This is a genomic window from Pseudomonas sp. MF6776 (assembly GCF_016613125.1).
GTDB classification, from domain to species: domain Bacteria; phylum Pseudomonadota; class Gammaproteobacteria; order Pseudomonadales; family Pseudomonadaceae; genus Aquipseudomonas; species Aquipseudomonas iridis.
In genome coordinates this window covers 1-17,573 of sequence record NZ_JAENSQ010000055.1, presented here as the reverse complement: position 1 = coordinate 17,573, position 17,573 = coordinate 1, and the positions used below count along the sequence as shown (strand labels likewise).

11 protein-coding genes and 1 pseudogene are annotated in these 17,573 nt (G+C 58.6%); 5 read left to right on the top strand and 7 right to left on the bottom strand.

Annotated features, from left to right (window positions below):
- Positions 1 to 104: 104 nt before the first annotated feature.
- From JJD74_RS29460 to JJD74_RS29450, 3 genes are all read right to left on the bottom strand, one after another.
- A complete protein-coding gene (locus JJD74_RS29460) occupies positions 105 to 662 on the bottom strand; it encodes a tyrosine-type recombinase/integrase (RefSeq protein ID WP_234451923.1) in 558 nt (185 codons plus the stop codon).
- Entirely contained in the window at positions 643 to 1,068 is a 426-nt protein-coding gene (locus JJD74_RS29455; protein ID WP_078451031.1) for a hypothetical protein, read from the bottom strand. The genes JJD74_RS29460 and JJD74_RS29455 overlap by 20 nt, the downstream gene beginning before the upstream one ends.
- Before the next feature lie 371 nt (positions 1,069 to 1,439).
- Complete coding sequence (locus JJD74_RS29450) at positions 1,440 to 2,126, bottom strand: GNAT family N-acetyltransferase (RefSeq protein ID WP_023082869.1); 687 nt, start codon at positions 2,124 to 2,126, stop codon at positions 1,440 to 1,442.
- A gap of 299 nt (positions 2,127 to 2,425) precedes the next feature.
- Here JJD74_RS29450 and JJD74_RS29445 point away from each other — a divergent pair.
- Positions 2,426 to 3,458, top strand: a pseudogene (locus JJD74_RS29445) (IS3 family transposase); the annotation flags it as partial.
- A gap of 626 nt (positions 3,459 to 4,084) precedes the next feature.
- On the opposite strand, the gene JJD74_RS29440 reads toward JJD74_RS29445, so the two are convergent.
- The 4 genes from JJD74_RS29440 to JJD74_RS29425 form a co-directional block, all read right to left on the bottom strand.
- On the bottom strand, positions 4,085 to 5,458 hold the full coding sequence (locus tag JJD74_RS29440; RefSeq protein WP_234451922.1) for an NAD(P)/FAD-dependent oxidoreductase: 1,374 nt from the start codon (positions 5,456 to 5,458) through the stop codon (positions 4,085 to 4,087).
- Between the two features lie 103 nt (positions 5,459 to 5,561).
- Positions 5,562 to 6,992 carry a coniferyl aldehyde dehydrogenase gene (locus JJD74_RS29435; RefSeq protein ID WP_023082865.1) on the bottom strand — a complete coding sequence of 477 codons (1,431 nt, stop codon included), beginning with the start codon at positions 6,990 to 6,992 and terminating at the stop codon, positions 5,562 to 5,564.
- Positions 6,993 to 7,226: 234 nt separating this feature from the next.
- Positions 7,227 to 8,597, bottom strand: a complete 1,371-nt coding sequence (locus JJD74_RS29430; RefSeq protein ID WP_023082864.1) for a flavin monoamine oxidase family protein — start codon at positions 8,595 to 8,597, stop codon at positions 7,227 to 7,229.
- Positions 8,598 to 8,807: 210 nt separating this feature from the next.
- Positions 8,808 to 9,800 carry an AraC family transcriptional regulator gene (locus JJD74_RS29425; RefSeq protein WP_023100546.1) on the bottom strand — a complete coding sequence of 331 codons (993 nt, stop codon included), beginning with the start codon at positions 9,798 to 9,800 and terminating at the stop codon, positions 8,808 to 8,810.
- Positions 9,801 to 10,553: 753 nt separating this feature from the next.
- On the opposite strand from JJD74_RS29425, the gene JJD74_RS29420 reads away from it, so the two are divergent.
- From JJD74_RS29420 to JJD74_RS29405, 4 genes are all read left to right on the top strand, one after another.
- On the top strand, positions 10,554 to 11,915 hold the full coding sequence (locus tag JJD74_RS29420) for a DUF1329 domain-containing protein (RefSeq protein ID WP_023082862.1): 1,362 nt from the start codon (positions 10,554 to 10,556) through the stop codon (positions 11,913 to 11,915).
- A 20-nt stretch (positions 11,916 to 11,935) separates the two neighbouring features.
- Positions 11,936 to 13,798 carry a DUF1302 domain-containing protein gene (locus JJD74_RS29415; protein WP_023082861.1) on the top strand — a complete coding sequence of 621 codons (1,863 nt, stop codon included), beginning with the start codon at positions 11,936 to 11,938 and terminating at the stop codon, positions 13,796 to 13,798.
- 83 nt (positions 13,799 to 13,881) lie between these two features.
- Positions 13,882 to 16,242: an efflux RND transporter permease subunit gene (locus JJD74_RS29410; protein ID WP_023082860.1), complete on the top strand. Its 2,361-nt coding sequence runs from the start codon at positions 13,882 to 13,884 to the stop codon at positions 16,240 to 16,242.
- Positions 16,243 to 16,255: 13 nt separating this feature from the next.
- Positions 16,256 to 17,200: a YCF48-related protein gene (locus JJD74_RS29405; RefSeq protein ID WP_023082859.1), complete on the top strand. Its 945-nt coding sequence runs from the start codon at positions 16,256 to 16,258 to the stop codon at positions 17,198 to 17,200.
- Positions 17,201 to 17,573 lie beyond the last annotated feature (373 nt).

Below are 17,573 nucleotides of genomic sequence, written 5' to 3'. Positions count from 1 at the left end.
CATCATTTCCATACTGATCACCCTGTGTTCTCCTGCTCAAAAATTGAGCAGAAGCAGTTGAACACCTGGGTCAGTTTTCAGTCGGCAGAACAGCCTCTACTGGGTCAGTTTTCGGTCAGCGGCAACACCTTGGCTGCATCGAGCACGAGCTCAATGCGATTCCGGATGCGGTTCGCAGTAACCGAGATCTTGCTCCAGATCGGCGTCAGCACATCCAGGATATCGTCCGTGTCGACCTCGGCTATCCGAAATCCGCCTATGACAGGGTAGACATGCTTCGTGAGGGAATTCTGCCATTGCTGGTGATGCTTCTTGGACCAGCTCGACGAATGCGTGCGTATGTACCTTTCTGCCGACGCCCGAAATGTGTGGCTCGTTGTGGCTCGCGATGCTTTGGCAGCTTTGGCCTTCGCGCGTTCAGCGGCTGGATCAACGCCGCGTGCGATATCGAGTCGGTACTTGTCAGCCTCCAGTCGTGCGTCTCTGAGGCTCAAGGCAGGAAACGTACCCAGGGCAAGATCGTGCCTTTGCTTCGCCAGCATATAGCGAAAGACCCAGCTCTTCCGCAGGGTAGCTGATACACGAAGAATCAACCCCCTTCCGTCCTGGTAGGAGCCGGGCTGGTCGACATCCTTGACGAACTTAGGGGTTAGTTTGCTCATGAGGTGCCCCCCCGGTCACCGGGCCGTTCCTTTCATCCGCCGGCACATCATCCTGAAAAGCGAGAGAAATGTTCTCCGGCCGAATGAGGTGAGGACACGCAAGCTCGTACCCACCATCTGAAACGAGGTGTAAACCTGAGCGATCGACGGCAAGAACGGAAATCGCTCCAGGCTCGTCATCGAGCGCTTCACCAAGCCAGTTACTGAGTGCGTCCTCTACTGCCAGCATCGACCCGAAGAAATAGACCATTTCCTTGGCCTCACCGAGTAGCGCGGAGCGAGGCCCAATCTGCGGCCGTAAGCCATCACGAAATATGGACTCGAGATGACGGGTTGGCGTGACGTGGTAAATCTCACCAGAAATCGGCTCGCTTTGAGCGTGCTCATTCGAATCATGGGTTTTCACTACGAATTCCTCGCGGCTCGTTGGTTCGCAGGCGCGCTGATACTGCGGTCGCGCCAGATCTCGCCGGAATGTAGGAGGATAAGGTATCCCCATACAAAACGGCTACAGGCCAGAATCTATAGGGCGATTGGGAAATCCCAAATGAGGTGTCCCACACCCTAGCCCACAGTCGCGCTCGAGCAGATTGACCCTACCAGGAACGCAGAAGTCCCAGCCCGGAGAAAACCCGCGTGCGATTACAGTAGGAGAGGTCGGAGAGATACGGACTGAGGAGGAGGAGGGGGCAACCAACCCGGCAAGTGACGTGAGTGTTCTGCCGGGTCGTTGCCTGAGCAACCTATGGGGATGGGTATGAGCCGGTAGCTGGTCGGTCAGTCGTCCGTTTGCGATGCCGCTGTTCTGCGTTGCTCAACGAAAGCCGCGACTTCCTTTGAGATGCGCTTTGTTTCCGCGTCATACTCATCATTGACAGCGACTGCTCGCTTCGGGCCTAGCTCGTTGATCAAGCGTTGTGCTTCTTGCGAAACAGCACGCTGATTGTTCAAGTAATTTGGATCGATGACATTCATATTGTACGAGTCCCCAATTCGCATAGCGACTTGAGCTCCTTGGGCCTCGCACATTACGAATCCGATCTTTTCATACGCTTCTACGAGTGTTGGAAAGCAGCTGAGTGCTATATCGGTGAAGCGTGGTTTCAGGCTGTCAATCATCGCAGTCATGACCCCCTGATTGCGATGTGCTGAATCAACGCAGATATAATTTATTCCACAAGCAGTTGCGGAGTCATTAGCTCGGCTCAGGGTCATGAAGCCTATAATTTTTGATGCGACATTTACAGCGATTACTACTTCAGAATTGATCTGAAGGCTAATTGCTGGATCAAGCTGAAGGGCGATATCAGTCAGCATCCAGGCGCGAACTACGCCGAACATAGGGTGATCAGCGCTGATCGGTCGGTTGACCAAATCTAGGCTATAGCGTTCAGCCATCCGCAGTATTTCTTCCTTCTGCGAATGACTAAGTGTTTTAAGGTTTTTGATTGCAACAACTTCCATGATTACTCCTTTGTGCTCGCTTCGATTATCTGCTTTCAACAATATGCCACTGACCGTCCCAGTTTCGGATTTTGCATTTAGCAGTCATCCCGCGCCCGGTGTGGATACCTTGAACAACTCCTTCACCATGCCCCGTGTTGGCAAAGTTCACACGCCCACAGTCCTTAAAGGCGACCTGATTCATGAATCCCCCCCTGCTCTGCACTGCGTCCTTCCCAGCTGCCGTATCAACCGCTCGCTGGCCGTTTGTGATGCGAATAGCTTGAATCACCGTCGAGCCGTCATCTGCTTTGCTGTAGGAGCTGTGCCGTCGTCATGGCTTCTCGGAGGCCAGTTATTACCTCTGGCGTAGCAAGTTCGGCGGGATGAGTGTGTCGGATGCCAAGCGCCTGAAGGAGCTGGAAAGCGAAAACACCCGGCTGAAGAAAATGCTCGCCGAGTCGATGCTGGAGATCGAAGTCACCCGCGAGGCGTTGCGAAAAAAGTGGTGAGCGCACCCTCCCGTCGCGAGCTGGTGCGTCACATGACGGCACGCGGTTTGAGTGAGCGACGAGCGCTTCAGGTGATGCGCATGAGCGCCAGTGCTCTGCGCTACCAACCGAGGCCGGATCGCAACCAGAGCCTGCGCGAGCGCATTGTGGCCCTGGTCCATCGGCATCGCCGCTATGGCGCCGCGATGATCTATTTGAAGCTGCGCCAGGCTGGCGAGGTGGTCAACCACAAGCGTGTGGAGCGCCTGTATGCCGAAGCCCGCTTGCAGGTGAAAAGGCGTAAGCGCAAGAAGATCCCGATTGCAGATCGACAGCCGCTGGGCCGCCCTCGGGCCGCCAACCAGATCTGGTCGATGGACTTTGTATTTGATCGCACGGCTGAAGGGCGTGTCATCAAGAGCCTGACCGTGGTGGATGATGCTACCCATGAGGCTGTCGCCATCGTGCCAGAACGAGCGATTGGCGGGCTTTCGTTGACGCGCATCCTAGATCGCCTGGCCATGTCTCGCGGGCTGCCGAAGGCCATCCGCACAGACAATGGCAAGGAGTTTTGTGGTCGCGCCATGCTGACATGGGCTCATCAGCGAGGTGTACAGCTGTTTCTGATTGAGCCCGGCAAACCCAATCAGAATGCCTACATCGAATCGTTCAACGGGCGCTTTCGTGATGAATGCCTGAACGAACACTGGTTCACCAGTCTGCCGCACGCCAAGGTAGTGATTGAGTCCTGGCGCAGGGAATACAACGAAGAGAGACCGAAGAAAGGGCTGGGTGGGTTAACCCCATTGGCCTATGCCGAGCAACTGGCCTCCAAAGCCGTTACATTGACCCAGGGCTCTAAAGCCAGCTGCTACTGAAGACGGGGAGACGTCGCATGCGCAACATGGCTTTCGGGTCCCTGACCAGGGCCAGTGATCCGCGTGCCATAAGCGCGCTGATTAGCTCAGCTGTTCTAGGGCCATAGTCGTGTCCGCGTACAAACGAGAAGGCTAGTCCTGAAGCAAGAATGGCCTCTCGAGATTTCAGGTGCAGTGGGTGTGCCTTGAGGCTGACAAGGGAAACGCCTTCTTCTATGTGCTGGCTGTAAAACGATCCTGCCTCATTACGTCTAGCACTACGAACAGCCCCGAGCACCACGTCGGCCTCGCCGCGCGCAAACATCAACCAGGCTCTTGCACGCGGCACATCCGTGTAAGCGAATCGGCATCCGCTTCGCCGGCTTACCTCTTCCAGATATTCGATGGACAGTCCGGCGCGGACTCCCTCTCTTTGCCACTGGTCCACACCGAGCTCACTGAACGGAACCAATATTTCCCGCGAGCAAGCTGAATGAGCAAGGTGACTAGCCAGCAGCAGAAACAGGATCCAGAAGACTCGGTACATAGGCCCTCTACATCGGGGCGGGATCCACTACAGGTGCAGGGGTAGTCCACAGTGCTTGGAGAAAATAGATGAATCGGAGATCGCTCAAATGTCCTTCAAGCTGCGCTCCTCCCACCAGTCCCAGGCTTTGAGCGCCTGGCGGGCGACGCGGCCACCGAGGAAGGAAAGGGTGTCGTTCGGCATGGAGATGGATTTTCTGTTCACGATCCAGAAGTCCGTCAGCTCGGTCTTCTGGCCGTTGAGCAGGTCAGCAATGGTGCGCCCATTGAGGTGGGTCAGTGCAACACCGTGACCGAAGCAGCCCCCTGCGTAGATGATGCGCTCGTCATCGACAAAGCTGATTTCAGGAACCATGTCGACGTTGACCGATACAGGTCCACCCCAGCGGTAGTCGATGCGGACATCTTTCAGCTGGGGATAGATCCACTTCAGGTGAGCCTCGCAGTGCTTCCAGCTCATCGCAGACGGCGTCTCAACCAGCGCGCCGGTTTTGTACACGATCGCATCACCACCACCCATGGCGATTCGCCCGTCGACGGTCGGGCGGTAGTAATGCAGCATCTGCCGGTTATCCCCGAACGACTGTCGGTCCTTCCAGCCGATGCTTTCCCACTGCGCGGCGGTGAGCGGCTCTGTGACGATCTGGTAGGTCCACAGCGGGTACTGCCGGGCCTTGAGCGTGCGGCTATCCGGCACCTCGCGCGAGTAAGCATTAGTTGCGATCACGACTTTGTCGGCGACCACGCGGCCTTTTTCAGTCGCGACTGTAATTGCCGTGGCAGCCCTTTCGATGCGAGTGACAGGGCTGGCCTCATAGATTTCCACCCCTGCCGACTCCGCCAGGCGCTTGAGTTCGCGAACCTGTTTGCAGGGGTTGAGATGAGCCGTGTCGGTTTCGTAGATGCCGCCGATGAAACGTTCGGAGTGGAAATCCTGGCGAATCCGGTCTCTGTTCTGCCAGGTCAGATCCCCATCAATGCCCAGATCCTGGAGCAGCTGATAAGTTTTCTTCATGCGGTCCAACTGCTGTTGCGAGTAGCTGATCCTGACCATCCCGGTATGGCAGTAGTCGGATTGAAAACCGTGGGTCTCAATCAGGTTCTGGGTATGCGCTACAGCTTTCTTGAGGTAGTGGTGGGCATCGATCATCTTCTGCTTGCCCCAGCGCAGCAGCACCATCTCAGGCTCTAGGCCAAAGAGCTTGGTGCTGAATCCGGCATTCCGACCGCTGGCGCCGAAACCGATGATGGCGCCTTCCAGCACCACCACGCGCGCATTGGGGTTGTCTTTCTTGAACTGCCAGGCGGTGTTTAGGCCGGTGAATCCGCCCCCAATGATGGCGACATCCGCATTCAGGTTCTGCGTGAGTGCGGCGTTAGGCGAGTAGTGGCCGTAGTCATGTTGCCAGAAGGACTGGTTTTCCAGATGCGAGTCTTTGATAGCGGTCATGCCTTTCATTCTCTTTGTTGGTGGCTATGCCAAGTTGCGGAGCAACAGTGCTGGAGGGTTGCTGGTAATCAGGGCTTGCTGCAGGGGCCTGCAACAAGCCTTAGGTCGCGGGTTAGCGCCCGAGCATCAGCTTAATCAGCCGGTCGAAGAGCGCTCCGTAGGGGGGATACAGGAGCGGAAATGCCGGGCGCGAAAACTGCTTGAAGATCGGGCGCAGCTTGGAGAACTCAAGGAAGCCTTCGTAGCCGTGGTAGTGGCCCATGCCACTGGCACCGACACCGCCAAACGGCAGGTCATGCTGGGCGGCATGCAGCCCGCAGTCGTTGATCCCGACACCGCCGGACTGCGTCAGGGCTACTACCCGTTTCTGTAGCTGGCGTTGATTGGTGAACAGGTAGAGGGCCAACGGCTGATCCCGGTTCTTGATGTAGTCCAGCGCCTCATCCAGGTTGCGATAGGTCTTGATCGGCAGAATCGGGCCGAAGATCTCTTCATGCATGACGCGCATGTCATCGGTAGCTCCTAGCACCAGGACCGGGGCGATCTTGCGGACGGCTTCGTTACCGATGCTGCCGGGCAGCAGATTGATGATTTGAGCGCCCTTGCTTTCGGCGTCGTCGAGATACTCCATCAGCCGCCCATAAGCGCTCTGATCGATGATCGAGGTGTAGTCTTGGGTCAGCAGCGACGGGTAGCGCTGGGGGGTGATGGCGCGGCAGTGCTCTACGAATGCCTCCAGCTGGCTCTCATGGACGAACAGATAGTCCGGTGCCACGCAGGTCTGTCCTGCGTTGACCGTCTTCATCTGCAGAATCCGCGCGGCCGCCGTCTTTAGGTCAAAGTCCTCGGCGACTATCACCGGGGATTTTCCGCCCAGCTCAAGCGTTACTGGTGTCAGATTGTCGGCCGCGGCCCGCATGACCCAGCGCCCGGTTTCGGCCGACCCTGTAAAGATCAGGTGATCGAAGGGAATGCTTGAGAAGACCGAGCCACTGATACCAGGCACGATGGCCAGGGTGTGCTCGTCGAAATTCTGAGCCACAAGGCGCTGTAGCAGTGCACAGAGATGACGAGAGTTCGCGGCCATTTTCACCATGCAGCGATTGCCCGCTGCCAGTGCGCTTGTTACCGGCCCCATCACCAGAAACAGTGGGTAGTTCCAGGGGGCTACGACCCCCACGACGCCCTTGGGCTGGGGAATCACCGAGTTACGGGCACCGAAGAACCAAATAGAGCCGTTGCGGCGTTGCGGCTTCATCCACTTGGACAAGCGCTTGTGGCAGTCGCGGATGCCATCGACCGTCAGGAACAGTTCGAGCAACTTGGTTTCTTGGTGGGCGCGGTTGCCGAAGTCCTGGCTGATGGCTGCACAGATGGCGTCCTGGTTCTCCAGCAGCATCATTTCCAGACGCTTGAGATTCTTGCGGCGAATCTCCAGGCTGGGGATGGGATGTTCGCGATGCGCGGCCCGTTGCAAGGTGAATATACGCACAGCCTCTGCTTCGCTAGTTAAGGCATGGCCAATCTGGGCTGCGGTGTTCATTGCGATGTGTCTCCTGACGCTGGGCAGATGCAGTTGCCCCTGAAGCGCCGCCTCGCGTGCGCTCAGAGATGCAGTGGTGATGTCGGGAGGGTATCGGTGCGGCTGGCGTTGGAATTGTCCGGCAGTGCCAGTCTTTTCAGCAGATCGTGCCAATACGTTCGCGTTGGATCGGCACGGGACGAGGAGAGGGGAGGGACGGCCGTTCCGACACGCCCCAGAAGGATTGGGGGAGGCTTAGGCGGCTGTTTGGCGCTCGGCTTCGAGCACTTCGCTGGCGGCTCGGATGCCGGACTGCATGGCGCCCTCGAAGTAGCCCATCCACTCCGTGGCGGTCTCAGTCCCTGCCCAGTGAATGCGGCCATGCGGCTCGCGAATGGCCTCGCCGTAGGTCGTCATGACTCCCGGTGGCATGTGGGCCCCGTAGCCGCCCTCTGTCCAGGTCTCATGAATCCAGTCGTGGTCCACGTACTCCAGTGGCTGGGCCGCGTCAGCGCCAAAGTAGTGCACAAGATCAGCCATGACGCGCGCTCGGCGGGCATCGGGCCCAATCTCGCTGAGCTCAACGGCATGTTCGCCTTCGATAAGGCCGACGAGTATCCCGACCTCGCCATTGAGCGGCGTTTGATCGAAGACCATGCTAAGCGCGCGATTAGGGCTAATCACCGCACCACTCAGGCCACGAGAGCGCCAGAAGGGTGTGGGATACGCCACATGAATCTTGATCACGCAGCCCATCGGCATGCGCCTGATCAGGCTGGCCCGTTTGGCCGGTAGCGCAGGTTCATAGCTAATGCGGGAAGCAAGTGCCGGGGGCACTGTCATGATTACCCGTCGAGCATGGAACGTGCCCTGGGCACAGAGCACGCGCACGCCCTGGGTGTCCTGCTCGATAGCGTGCACCGGGCAATTGAGTCGTATCTGTTCGGTGAGCAGGTCGGCCATGCGCTTAGGTACTTGCCAGGCGCCGCCGACAAACTTGTCCTGCTGAGCGCCGCCTTTCACTCCGATCATCGTTTCCAGCCCATGACCTTGGCGCAGTACCTCCAGGAAGAAGAGGTAGGACACCTCAGAGGGTTCCGCGCACAGAATGGCCTTGGCGATCAGTTGTATCAGGCCTCTGGCGGCTTTGGTGTGAACCTTTCTGTCGATCCAGGCCTCGAGCGACTCCCTGTCGAGTTCGGCGGCGTTATCAGCCTGCCATGGTGCGAGGTGTCCGAGCCGTCGCAGGTCATGCTGTAAGATCTGATCAGCGATTCCCAGGCTCAGCAACGAGGACCAGGGCAACTTGGGCACCTGCGAACCATAGGACTGGATGCTGTCATCCAGGCTGACCAGGTTGTTGCCCTCGGTATGCTGAGGGTAGATTCCGACACCAAGGCTTTGCGCCTGCTCACGGAACAAGTGGTGATCAGCACCAAGCCATTGGCCGCCAAAGTCGACTGTGTGGCCGGCCACGGTACCGGGCATCGAGCGCCCGCCCACTCGGTTCCTAGCCTCAAGCACCAAGACCTGCTGGCCTGCTTTTTTCAGGTCGAGTGCGGCCCTGAGGCCAGACACGCCCGCTCCGACGATGATGACGTCCCACGATTGTTCGATGCTACTCACGCAGATCCCCTCACAGTGATCATTTGGCTGGGCTGGGGCTGCTGAGAGAAGGTCGCTCGTCAGCCATGGCGCGCAGGTCTCAGGAATGCCAATGGCGATGGGGCTGATGACCTTGGGGCGCCGTCACAGGATCAGCATAGAGCTCCGCGAGCGCGGGAGATTGTCTGGCAGTGCCAGTTCTTCCGGCAGCGGGTGCCAAACCGAGGGGGGTCAGGAAGCCAGGTGGGCCGCGCGATACTGCTGGGGCGATTGTCCGGTCCAGCGTCGGAAGGCTCGGGTGAAGGAGGCCGATTCTGAATAGCCCACCAGTAGAGAGATTTCCGTCATGGAGTAGTTCGATTCCTTCATGTACGAGAGGGCGAGCTCTCGACGGACATCTTCAATCAGCGTTGAGAATTCGATTCCATGCTCTTTCAGCCGACGCTGGAGCGTACGCCGGCTCAGGTTCAACTGATCGCATATTTCGTCGATAGAAGGGGCCCCGCTGCTCATTTCGGCGGCGACTATCCGGGTGATTTGCGGCAGTAGTTCATCCGTAACGGTGCGTACTTGGCGCTCTTTTTCCAGATAAGGCTCAAGGGCTTTGTACAGCCGCTCGTTACCGTGAGCCACTGGCAGTTGCAAAGTCTCTATGGGGAGGCAGATTCGATTGGCCGGTTGATTGAAGTGGATCGGGCATTGGAACAGCAGTTTATGCGCCGATATGTCCGCAGGCTTGCTATGTGCGAAGTCAACGCGAGTGGGGCGGATGGTGCTAGCGGTGATCAAGTTAAGCTGCCGCAAGATGGCGGCAATGGCGAACTCCGAGTCCTGGCGTTTGGAGATGACGGTGGGATAGGTAACACCGTATTCAATACAGATCGTTCGACTATCGAACTCCAGCTTTATATTCGATTCTTGGGCGAAGACGATGATGAATTGCTGAAGTGTCAGCAGTGCTTTTTCAACCGTTGTCGCGCAGTGTATGGCATGGCCGAGTGCGCCGATGTCGTCTGGCTCGGACTGCATGCCGAGCTCAAGCCCAACATTGGGATTGACCTTTCCCGCAGCTTCCCATAGAGCTAGATATTGCTCGACGGGTATCTCTATGTCTGCGCGCTCTAAGACGCGAGAGTCGACGTCAAGCATGGATAGATAGGGGGCAAACACTTCCTTGAATCTGCGGAAGAAGTTTTCGGAAACCACTGTGCGGCCGGATTTCATTGTGCTGCAGCCTTTACTTCTATCCCTTTCCTGGCCTAGTGCCCGCTGTCAGGGGCGGCTCGGTCGGTGATTGTTCTTATGCTGAAGACTTACCCCTGAGGGTAATCGCCTTCCACATCTTACTCTCGATTGGATGACTCGGCATGCATCGCTCAGTTGAGTGCTGCTTATGCCTAGGTGCGTGGCAAGCAAGAGGCGGGCCATTGCTGGTAATCAATCCATAGGGCATCGGGGCCATCGGCTGCGCTACCGCTGACCTGCTGTGTTGGCAGTCGACTGCTGACCGATCAAGATGCTGGCCGCGTACGGACTCTCTTCCCTCATCGTTCCGCTCCTACCTCCAAGCCTGTGCTCAGGCCCGATTGGCATCAGATATCAATGACTCTGGCATGCGCGGGCAATCCGTCTTGAGTGGCATTGAATACTTTTCCAGCCAGGTGAGTCGGAACGCTTCGGGCTGGATTTTTGATCAGCCCGCTTTTCCCATCCGATCCCGATCACCTACTCGAACAACAAGAAAATCAACGAGAGGTAGGCAAATGGCCGTCAATAAGGTTCACGCCTGGAGTGGCGCTCAATTATCTGCACCTAGCAGCAAGTGCAACGCATCCGAACGGTTAGCAACACCTGCATCGCTTCGACGCCATCGGCCCTTGGCACCTACTCAAGACAGATCCGCTATTCCCCGGCTTTTCTAGGCCACATCGAACTGCTTCCCAATAACCACAAAAAAGCTCCCTCCAGGAGAAGTTCATGAAAAACCTCCAGTTTTCACTTTTGGGTGGTGCGCTGTTGGCGCTCCTTGGTACCAGTCACTTGCAGGCGGCAACCTCGCCTGACCTGAGTAAGCTCGGGAGTGAGCTAACCCCGATTGGGGCAGAGAAGGCCGGTAATGCCGATGGGAGCATCCCCGCCTGGAGTGGCGGCTTGATTCAAGCCCCTGCTGGATGGTCGCGAGGGAAAGGAGATCCATATGCCAGTGAAAAGCCGCTGTACTCTATCGACGCGAGCAATGTGGCCAAGTACCAGAATTCTTTGCCGGAAGGGCAGGTCGCGCTGATCAAGACCTATCCGGGTTACCGCCTGGATGTCTATCCCACGCACCGCAGCTGTGCGATTCCTTCCGAAGTGGCTGAGCGCTCCAAGGCGTATGCCGGCCAGGCGCGTATTGGCAGCGATGGCTGGCGCCTGGAGCAGGCTGTCGGCGCCGCTGTGCCATTCCCGGTACCGCAGAGTGGCATCGAGGTGATGTGGAACTACAAGCTGCGCTACATGGCCAAGGGGCGGCGTGCGCAGGTCTCGATCCTGCTTCGTGAGAAGGGGGGCGCGCTGACCGAGGTTCGGCAATGGGCGCATGAGTACTATCCCTATAACGATGCTGCTGTGAGGGACCCGAGCGATACCGGCGGAATCGAGGCCAAGCTGCTCTATGACGTACTGTCACCTTCTTCCCGGGCGGGCGAGATGTATCTGGTGCACTCCTTCCTGGATAAGGCGCAGAGCTCGTGGATCTACTTCCCCGGACAGCGTCGTGTTCGTCTGGCTCCTTCCTTCGCCTACGACAATCCGATTGCCGGCTCGGACAACCTGTACTTCGTCGACCAGATCAACATGTTCACCGGCGCTCTGGATCGTTACGACTTCAAGCTGGTCGGCAAGAAGGAAATGCTGGTGCCGTACAACTCGTACAAGCTGGTCGACAAGTCCAACAAGTATGAGCAACTGATCGGCCAGGACTACCTGAATCGCGACGTGCAGCGCTACGAGAAGCACCGCGTGTGGGTGGTCGAGGCAACCGTCAAGGCCGACAAGCGCCACTCCTTCGCCAAGCGGGTGTTCTTCTTCGACGAAGATAGCTGGAGCCTGCTGCATGTCGATATGTACGACGCCAAGGGCAATCTCTGGCGCGTGCAGGAGGGCAGCCTGTGGGCCGATCCCGAGATCCAGGCCTGCACAAGCTTCGAGTACGTCAGCTACGACCTGATCGCCCGCCGTTACATCGCCGACGGCTTCACTCAGGAAGGCCTGTCGCTCGATCTCGGCGCAGGGCTGCAAGGGCGTGTGAGCGACAAGATGTTCAACTCCAACGAGCTGCGCCGTCGCGGCGAGCGTTGACCGGTCCGGAGCACAACAATATGAAAAAGCAAAAAACATGCGGCGCGGCTGCGCTGCAGGCAAAGCCGTGCCTGCATAACCCTCTGGCGTTGTCGATCGCGCTTGCATCTGGCCTGCTCTGGACTCAGCCGAGCTACGCCGTTCTGTTCGGCAGTGAGGAAGGGATATCCGGCAGCTTCGACTCCACGCTGTCATATGGTTTCGCCACCCGTTTGCAGTCTCCCGACTGTCATTTACTCGGTGGTGACAGTGGTGGGTGCAATCCCGGCACCAACAACGAGCTTGGTCGGTACTACAACCTGTCGCGTGGCAACGGCTATGCGAACGCCGATATCAACTACAGCAATGCCGATGACGGCAACCTGAACTACGACAAACACGATGTGTTTTCTCACGTGCTCAAGGGAACTCATGAACTAAGTCTGCGCTTCGGTGATGGCTGGAGTGCTCTGGGTCGGGTGGCTTGGGCCAAAGACTTCAAGATGGACAACGTGCGCACCACGGAACTGGACGACCAGGCCGAGCGCGATGCCACCGAGCGCTTCGATCTGCTCGACCTGTGGGTAGCGAAAAGCTTTGATATCGGCGAGATGCCCGCCAAGGTCAAAGTGGGCAACCAGGTAATCAGCTGGGGCGCCGAGATCTTCGTGCCCGGCGGCATCAACCAGATCAACGCCCTCAGCCTGCCCAAGTACCACACGCCTGGAACCCAGCTGAAGGAGGTGTTCATCCCGGCACCGATGGCCTCCTTCAATATCGGGCTGACCGAGACGCTGAGCCTGGAGGGGTATTACCAGTTCAAGTGGAATGCCTACTCGCTCGATCCGGTGGGAACCTACTTCTCCTCGGCGGATATAGCGGGAGAGGGGCGTCGCCCGATCTACTACCCGACGAACTACGTGAACAATATCTATGGCCCGCTGCTCGGACTCACTTGCGCCGATCTGACGCCAACCGGTCAGTGCGGTGCCCCCGGTATCAGTGGTCTGAGCGATGCCGATCTGGTGGCTTTTGGTCTGGCGATTCCCTACGCCGGCGAGCGTGAGGCGAAGAACAGCGGCCAGTATGGCGTGGCACTGCGCTGGACCGCGGAGAGCATCGGCACCGACTTTGGCCTCTTCTACCAGCGCTACCACGACAAGACACCTTTCGTGGGCTACACCGCGCGGAGCAATCCGAACAACCTGGTGGTGGACAACTATTTCATCAACTACGGCGAAGACAAGGATCTGTTCGGTCTCTCCATGAGCACCATGGTGGGCCCGGTAGCTGTTGCGGGCGAGCTGTCCTATCGTCCCGATGACAGTGTCGGTATCGACCCCACCGTTCCCTTCGGTAGTGGGCTCACCGGTAGCTACAACAAGTACAGCGTGTTCGATACCGGAGTGAACAAGGGCTTTGTCGAAGAGGAAAAGTGGCAGGCGGACATCAATGCCATCTACACCTTCTCGGCCAGCGATCCGCTTGGCTTTATCCCCAGCGCACTGGGGGCCTCCCAGGGCTTCATCATGGCCGAAGCAGTGGTAACCCATTACCCGGGACTGGATACCAGCGGCAAGGTGCCTTACTTCCTGCCCGATTACTCGGTACCAAACAAAACGTCCTGGGGCTATGTGGCCGAGATCGGGATGAACTATCCCAACCTCTTCGACAGCGGCGTTACCGTCACTCCGCAGCTGGACTTCAGTCACGACGTCAACGGCACCACGCCGAATGCGATGCCGTTTGTCGAAGGTCGCAAGTCGCTGACCACCTCTCTGCTGTTCAACTACCGTGACCGCTGGAAGGGCGGCCTGCAGTGGGTGCAGTACTGGGGCGGTGGCGACAACAACCTGATGGCTGATCGCGACTTCCTCAGCGGCAATATTTCCTACTCGTTCTAATCCAGCCCAAGTTCGCTGGCGGCAAACCGTGCGCGCTCTTGCGCGGCTTGCCGTTGGCGACACTCGTTGTATCGAGGCATTCCATGTTGGTTTTCCTGGTGTCGGCGCTCGAGCGCTTTTTCTTTCGCCATCGTCTGGCGACTCTTGGCCTGCTGGCCGTCATTACCCTGATCATGGGCGGCTTTGCGTCACGCCTGGAAATGTCGGCCGGCTTCGACAAGCAGCTTCCGCAACAGCACGCTTTCATCAAGACCTTCAACCAGTACCGCGATGTGCTGTTCGGTGCCAACCGCGTCATCGTGGTGCTGCATGCCAAGCAGGGCGATATCTGGAACAAGCAGGCGATGACCCGTCTGTACGACCTGACTCAGACCTTGTTCTTCATGCCGGGGATCGACCGGCGCAGCGTGACCTCGCTGTGGACGCCGAATACCCGTGCGGTGCAGATCACCGAGGAGGGCATGAAGGCCGAGGACGTGGTAGGTGGTGATGTCACGGTAGGCACTTTGGACGACCAAGCCATAGCTGGCATTCGTGAGCGCACCATCATCGGTGGCTTCGTCGGCAGCCTGGTCGCCAACGATCATTCCGGTGCCATGGTGGTAGCGGAGTTGGCTGATCCGGATCCGCAAACCGGCAAGCGCCTGAACTATCTGGAGTTCAGCCAGCGTCTGGAAGACGAGGTGCGCAGCAAATACGCAGACTCCAACTACGACGTGCAGATCATTGGTTTCGCCAAGCAGATGGGGGATATCGGTGCCGGTGCCAAGAGCGTGGTGGAGTTCTTTGGCCTGGCTTTCGTACTCACCGCGCTGGCGGTTTATTGGTATACCCGCTCCTGGCGGCTGACCTTCCTACCATTGTTCTGCTCGCTGGTCTCGGTGGTCTGGCAGTTCGGCACCGTCACTCTGCTGGGCTTCGGCCTCGATCCTCTGGCGATTCTGGTGCCCTTCCTGGTGTTCGCCATCGGCGTGTCTCATGGGGTACAGCAGGTCAATTTCATCTCCAAGGAAGTTTGCACCGGGGTAGATGGCATGACCGCCTCGCGGCGCAGCTTCACCGGCCTGTTCATCCCCGGCACGCTGGCACTGATCACGGCTTTCGTCGGTTTCGCCACCCTGGTGCTGGTGCCCATCCCGATGATCCGCGAGCTGGCCATTACCGCTTCGGTGGGGGTGGCCTACAAGATCATTACCAACCTGATCATGCTGCCGGTGCTGGCCAGTTATTTCAGCTTCGACAAGGCCTATGTGGCGCGTGTCGAAAGGCTGCGAGCCAGGCGTGATGGCGCCATGGTCAGCCTTGGGCGTATCGCCGAGCCGCGAAATGCGGCCATCGGCACGTTGCTGTGCCTAGCGCTGATGGCGTTGGCGGTATGGCAGAGCCAGGGGCGCCATGTAGGGCATGTGCTGCCAGGGGCGCCGGAGCTGCATGCAGACTCTCAGTACAACAGGGATGTGCAGAGTGTGGTCAACCACTTTGCCCTGGGCCTGGACCTGTTCACCGTGGCGGTGGAAACCCCTGCAGGCGGCTGCTACCGCAACGATGTGATGGCCTATGTCGACCGCCTGACTTGGTATCTTGGCAATGTGCCCGGTGTGCTCTCGGCGCAGTCCCTGCCGGCGCTGACCAAGCTTTCGGCCTCCGGCGTCAACGAAGGCAACCCCAAGTGGGCAGCGCTGCCGCTGGATGAGCTGTCGCTAGGCGAAGCGGTTCGCCAGGTGCCCGAGGCCCTGCGCCTGTACAACGCAGACTGCACACTGCTGCCGATCAACCTCTATCTCACCGACCACAAGGCCAGCACCCTGAAACAGGTAGTGCAGGCGGTCGAGGATTATCGGGCCGAACATAAGTTGGAGGGGGTGACGGTACGTCTGGCCAGCGGCAATGCCGGCGTACAAGCAGCCACGAATGAGATTGTGGAGACCTCAGAGCTGCCGATGATGCTCTACGTCTACCTGACCATCGTGCTGCTGGTGTTTCTGGTGTACCGCGACTGGCGCGCCATGATCGCCTGCTGCCTGCCGCTGACCCTGGCGACCTTCCTCGGCTACTGGTTCATGAAGGAGCTGGATATCGGCCTGACTGTGGCCACCCTGCCGGTGATGGTGCTTGCCGTGGGCATCGGCGTGGATTACGCCTTCTACATCTACAACCGCTTGCAGATGCATCTCGCCGCAGGGCAGCACATCGTCAGCGCGTTCCAGCAAGCCTTGCGCGAGGTTGGGGTGGCTACGGTATTCACCGCCTTGACGCTGTCCGTCGGCGTCGCCACCTGGTCATTCTCGGCGCTGAAGTTCCAGGCCGACATGGGCCTGCTGCTCACCTTCATGTTCATGGCCAACATGATCATGGCCATCACCCTGTTGCCAGCGCTGGCCGTGGTACTGGAAATCCTGATTCCGCGGCGGGGGCCGGTGCGTGCTCCCCTGATCGCGCACTGATAGAGGAGCATGCATGATGTTCGCGATTCGTTTTCTGCAGTTCCCGCTGGTGGCCCTGGCATTGGCTGTGACCGGTAATGTGTGGGCTGCTGACGCGCAGGCTCCGGCTATCGCCCTGGAGAGCGCACAGCATGCGCCACTGGTCGCGGTGAGCCAGGTGGGCCGGCGTCTGGTCGCCGTGGGTGACCATGGCATTGTCGTGTTGTCCGATGATGGCGAGACCTGGCGCCAGGCCAGCAGCGTGCCGGTGGACGGCTTGCTCACTGCCCTGAGCTTTATCGATGAGCGGCAGGGCTGGGCGGTTGGCCATGGCGGGGTGTTGCTGCATACCGAAGACGGGGGTGAAACCTGGGCTCTGCAGCAACTCCTGGAGGAGCAGCCGGTATTGCTTTCGGTGTGGTTCGAGAATGCCCAGCACGGCATCGTCGTTGGGGCATACGGATACGCCGCGCAGACTCAGGATGGCGGGCAGAGCTGGCAGCGACTGAGCGTGGGTGCCGATGGTGACGACTATCACCTCAACCATATCTTCGCCACCCGTGATGGCAGCCTGTTAATCGCCGCTGAGGCGGGGAACGCCTATCGCTCTGCTGATCGCGGTGCCAGCTGGCAATCACTCGACACCGGCGTCAGCGGCTCTCTGTGGAGTGGTGTCGGGCTGCGTGATGGTCGAGCGCTGCTGGTCGGCATGAGCGGGCGGGTGCTGCTCGGCGACAGTTCTGGCAAACGCTGGCGCGAACTGAGCAGCGGTACGGTCGAGGCGATCACCGATGTCGCTCAACTGGCCGATGGCCGCGTCGCGCTGGTCGGCAATGGGGGGCTGGTAGCGCTCTCGGATACAAAGGTGGAGCGCTTCAACGCATCTCAGCGTGAGGACCGCCTGAACATCTCCGCATTGGCGCCGCTCACTGAAGGACATCTGCTGCTGTTTGGGGCGGCAGGGGTAATACCTCAATAGTCCGCATCGCGTCGGTCACCCTTGTCATGGCCCTTGTCGGAGGGCGATGACGAATAGCACCGACGCCATCCCTTCGACAGTACGCGCATCCGCAGTTTGTTTGCTCGTTGAGATACTCGACGAACTCTTAAGGGGCGCGTGTCTTCTTGCATGGCTGGAGTGCATCGATGCGTACCTTGTTCGCCAGGTTGTCATTGCGATTCAAGCTGGTGCTGTTCAACGGCCTGCTGCTGGCGTTGATCACTGTGTTGCCGCTGACCGAAAACTGACCCAGTAGAGGCTGTTCTGCCGATCGAAAACTGACCCAGGTGCTCAACTGCTCCTGCTCAATTTATGAGCAGGAGAACACAGGGTGATCAGTATGGAAATGATG

Excerpts from the sequence above, each read along its gene's own strand:
- JJD74_RS29460 (WP_234451923.1), bottom strand. The coding sequence starts at position 662 with ATGAGCAAACTAACCCCTAAGTTCGTCAAGGATGTCGACCAGCCCGGC.
- JJD74_RS29450 (WP_023082869.1), bottom strand. The coding sequence starts at position 2,126 with ATGGAAGTTGTTGCAATCAAAAACCTTAAAACACTTAGTCATTCGCAG.
- JJD74_RS29440 (WP_234451922.1), bottom strand. The coding sequence starts at position 5,458 with ATGAAAGGCATGACCGCTATCAAAGACTCGCATCTGGAAAACCAGTCC.
- JJD74_RS29435 (WP_023082865.1), bottom strand. The coding sequence starts at position 6,992 with ATGAACACCGCAGCCCAGATTGGCCATGCCTTAACTAGCGAAGCAGAG.
- JJD74_RS29425 (WP_023100546.1), bottom strand. The coding sequence starts at position 9,800 with ATGAAATCCGGCCGCACAGTGGTTTCCGAAAACTTCTTCCGCAGATTC.
- JJD74_RS29420 (WP_023082862.1), top strand. The coding sequence starts at position 10,554 with ATGAAAAACCTCCAGTTTTCACTTTTGGGTGGTGCGCTGTTGGCGCTC.
- JJD74_RS29415 (WP_023082861.1), top strand. The coding sequence starts at position 11,936 with ATGAAAAAGCAAAAAACATGCGGCGCGGCTGCGCTGCAGGCAAAGCCG.
- JJD74_RS29410 (WP_023082860.1), top strand. The coding sequence starts at position 13,882 with ATGTTGGTTTTCCTGGTGTCGGCGCTCGAGCGCTTTTTCTTTCGCCAT.
- JJD74_RS29405 (WP_023082859.1), top strand. The coding sequence starts at position 16,256 with ATGATGTTCGCGATTCGTTTTCTGCAGTTCCCGCTGGTGGCCCTGGCA.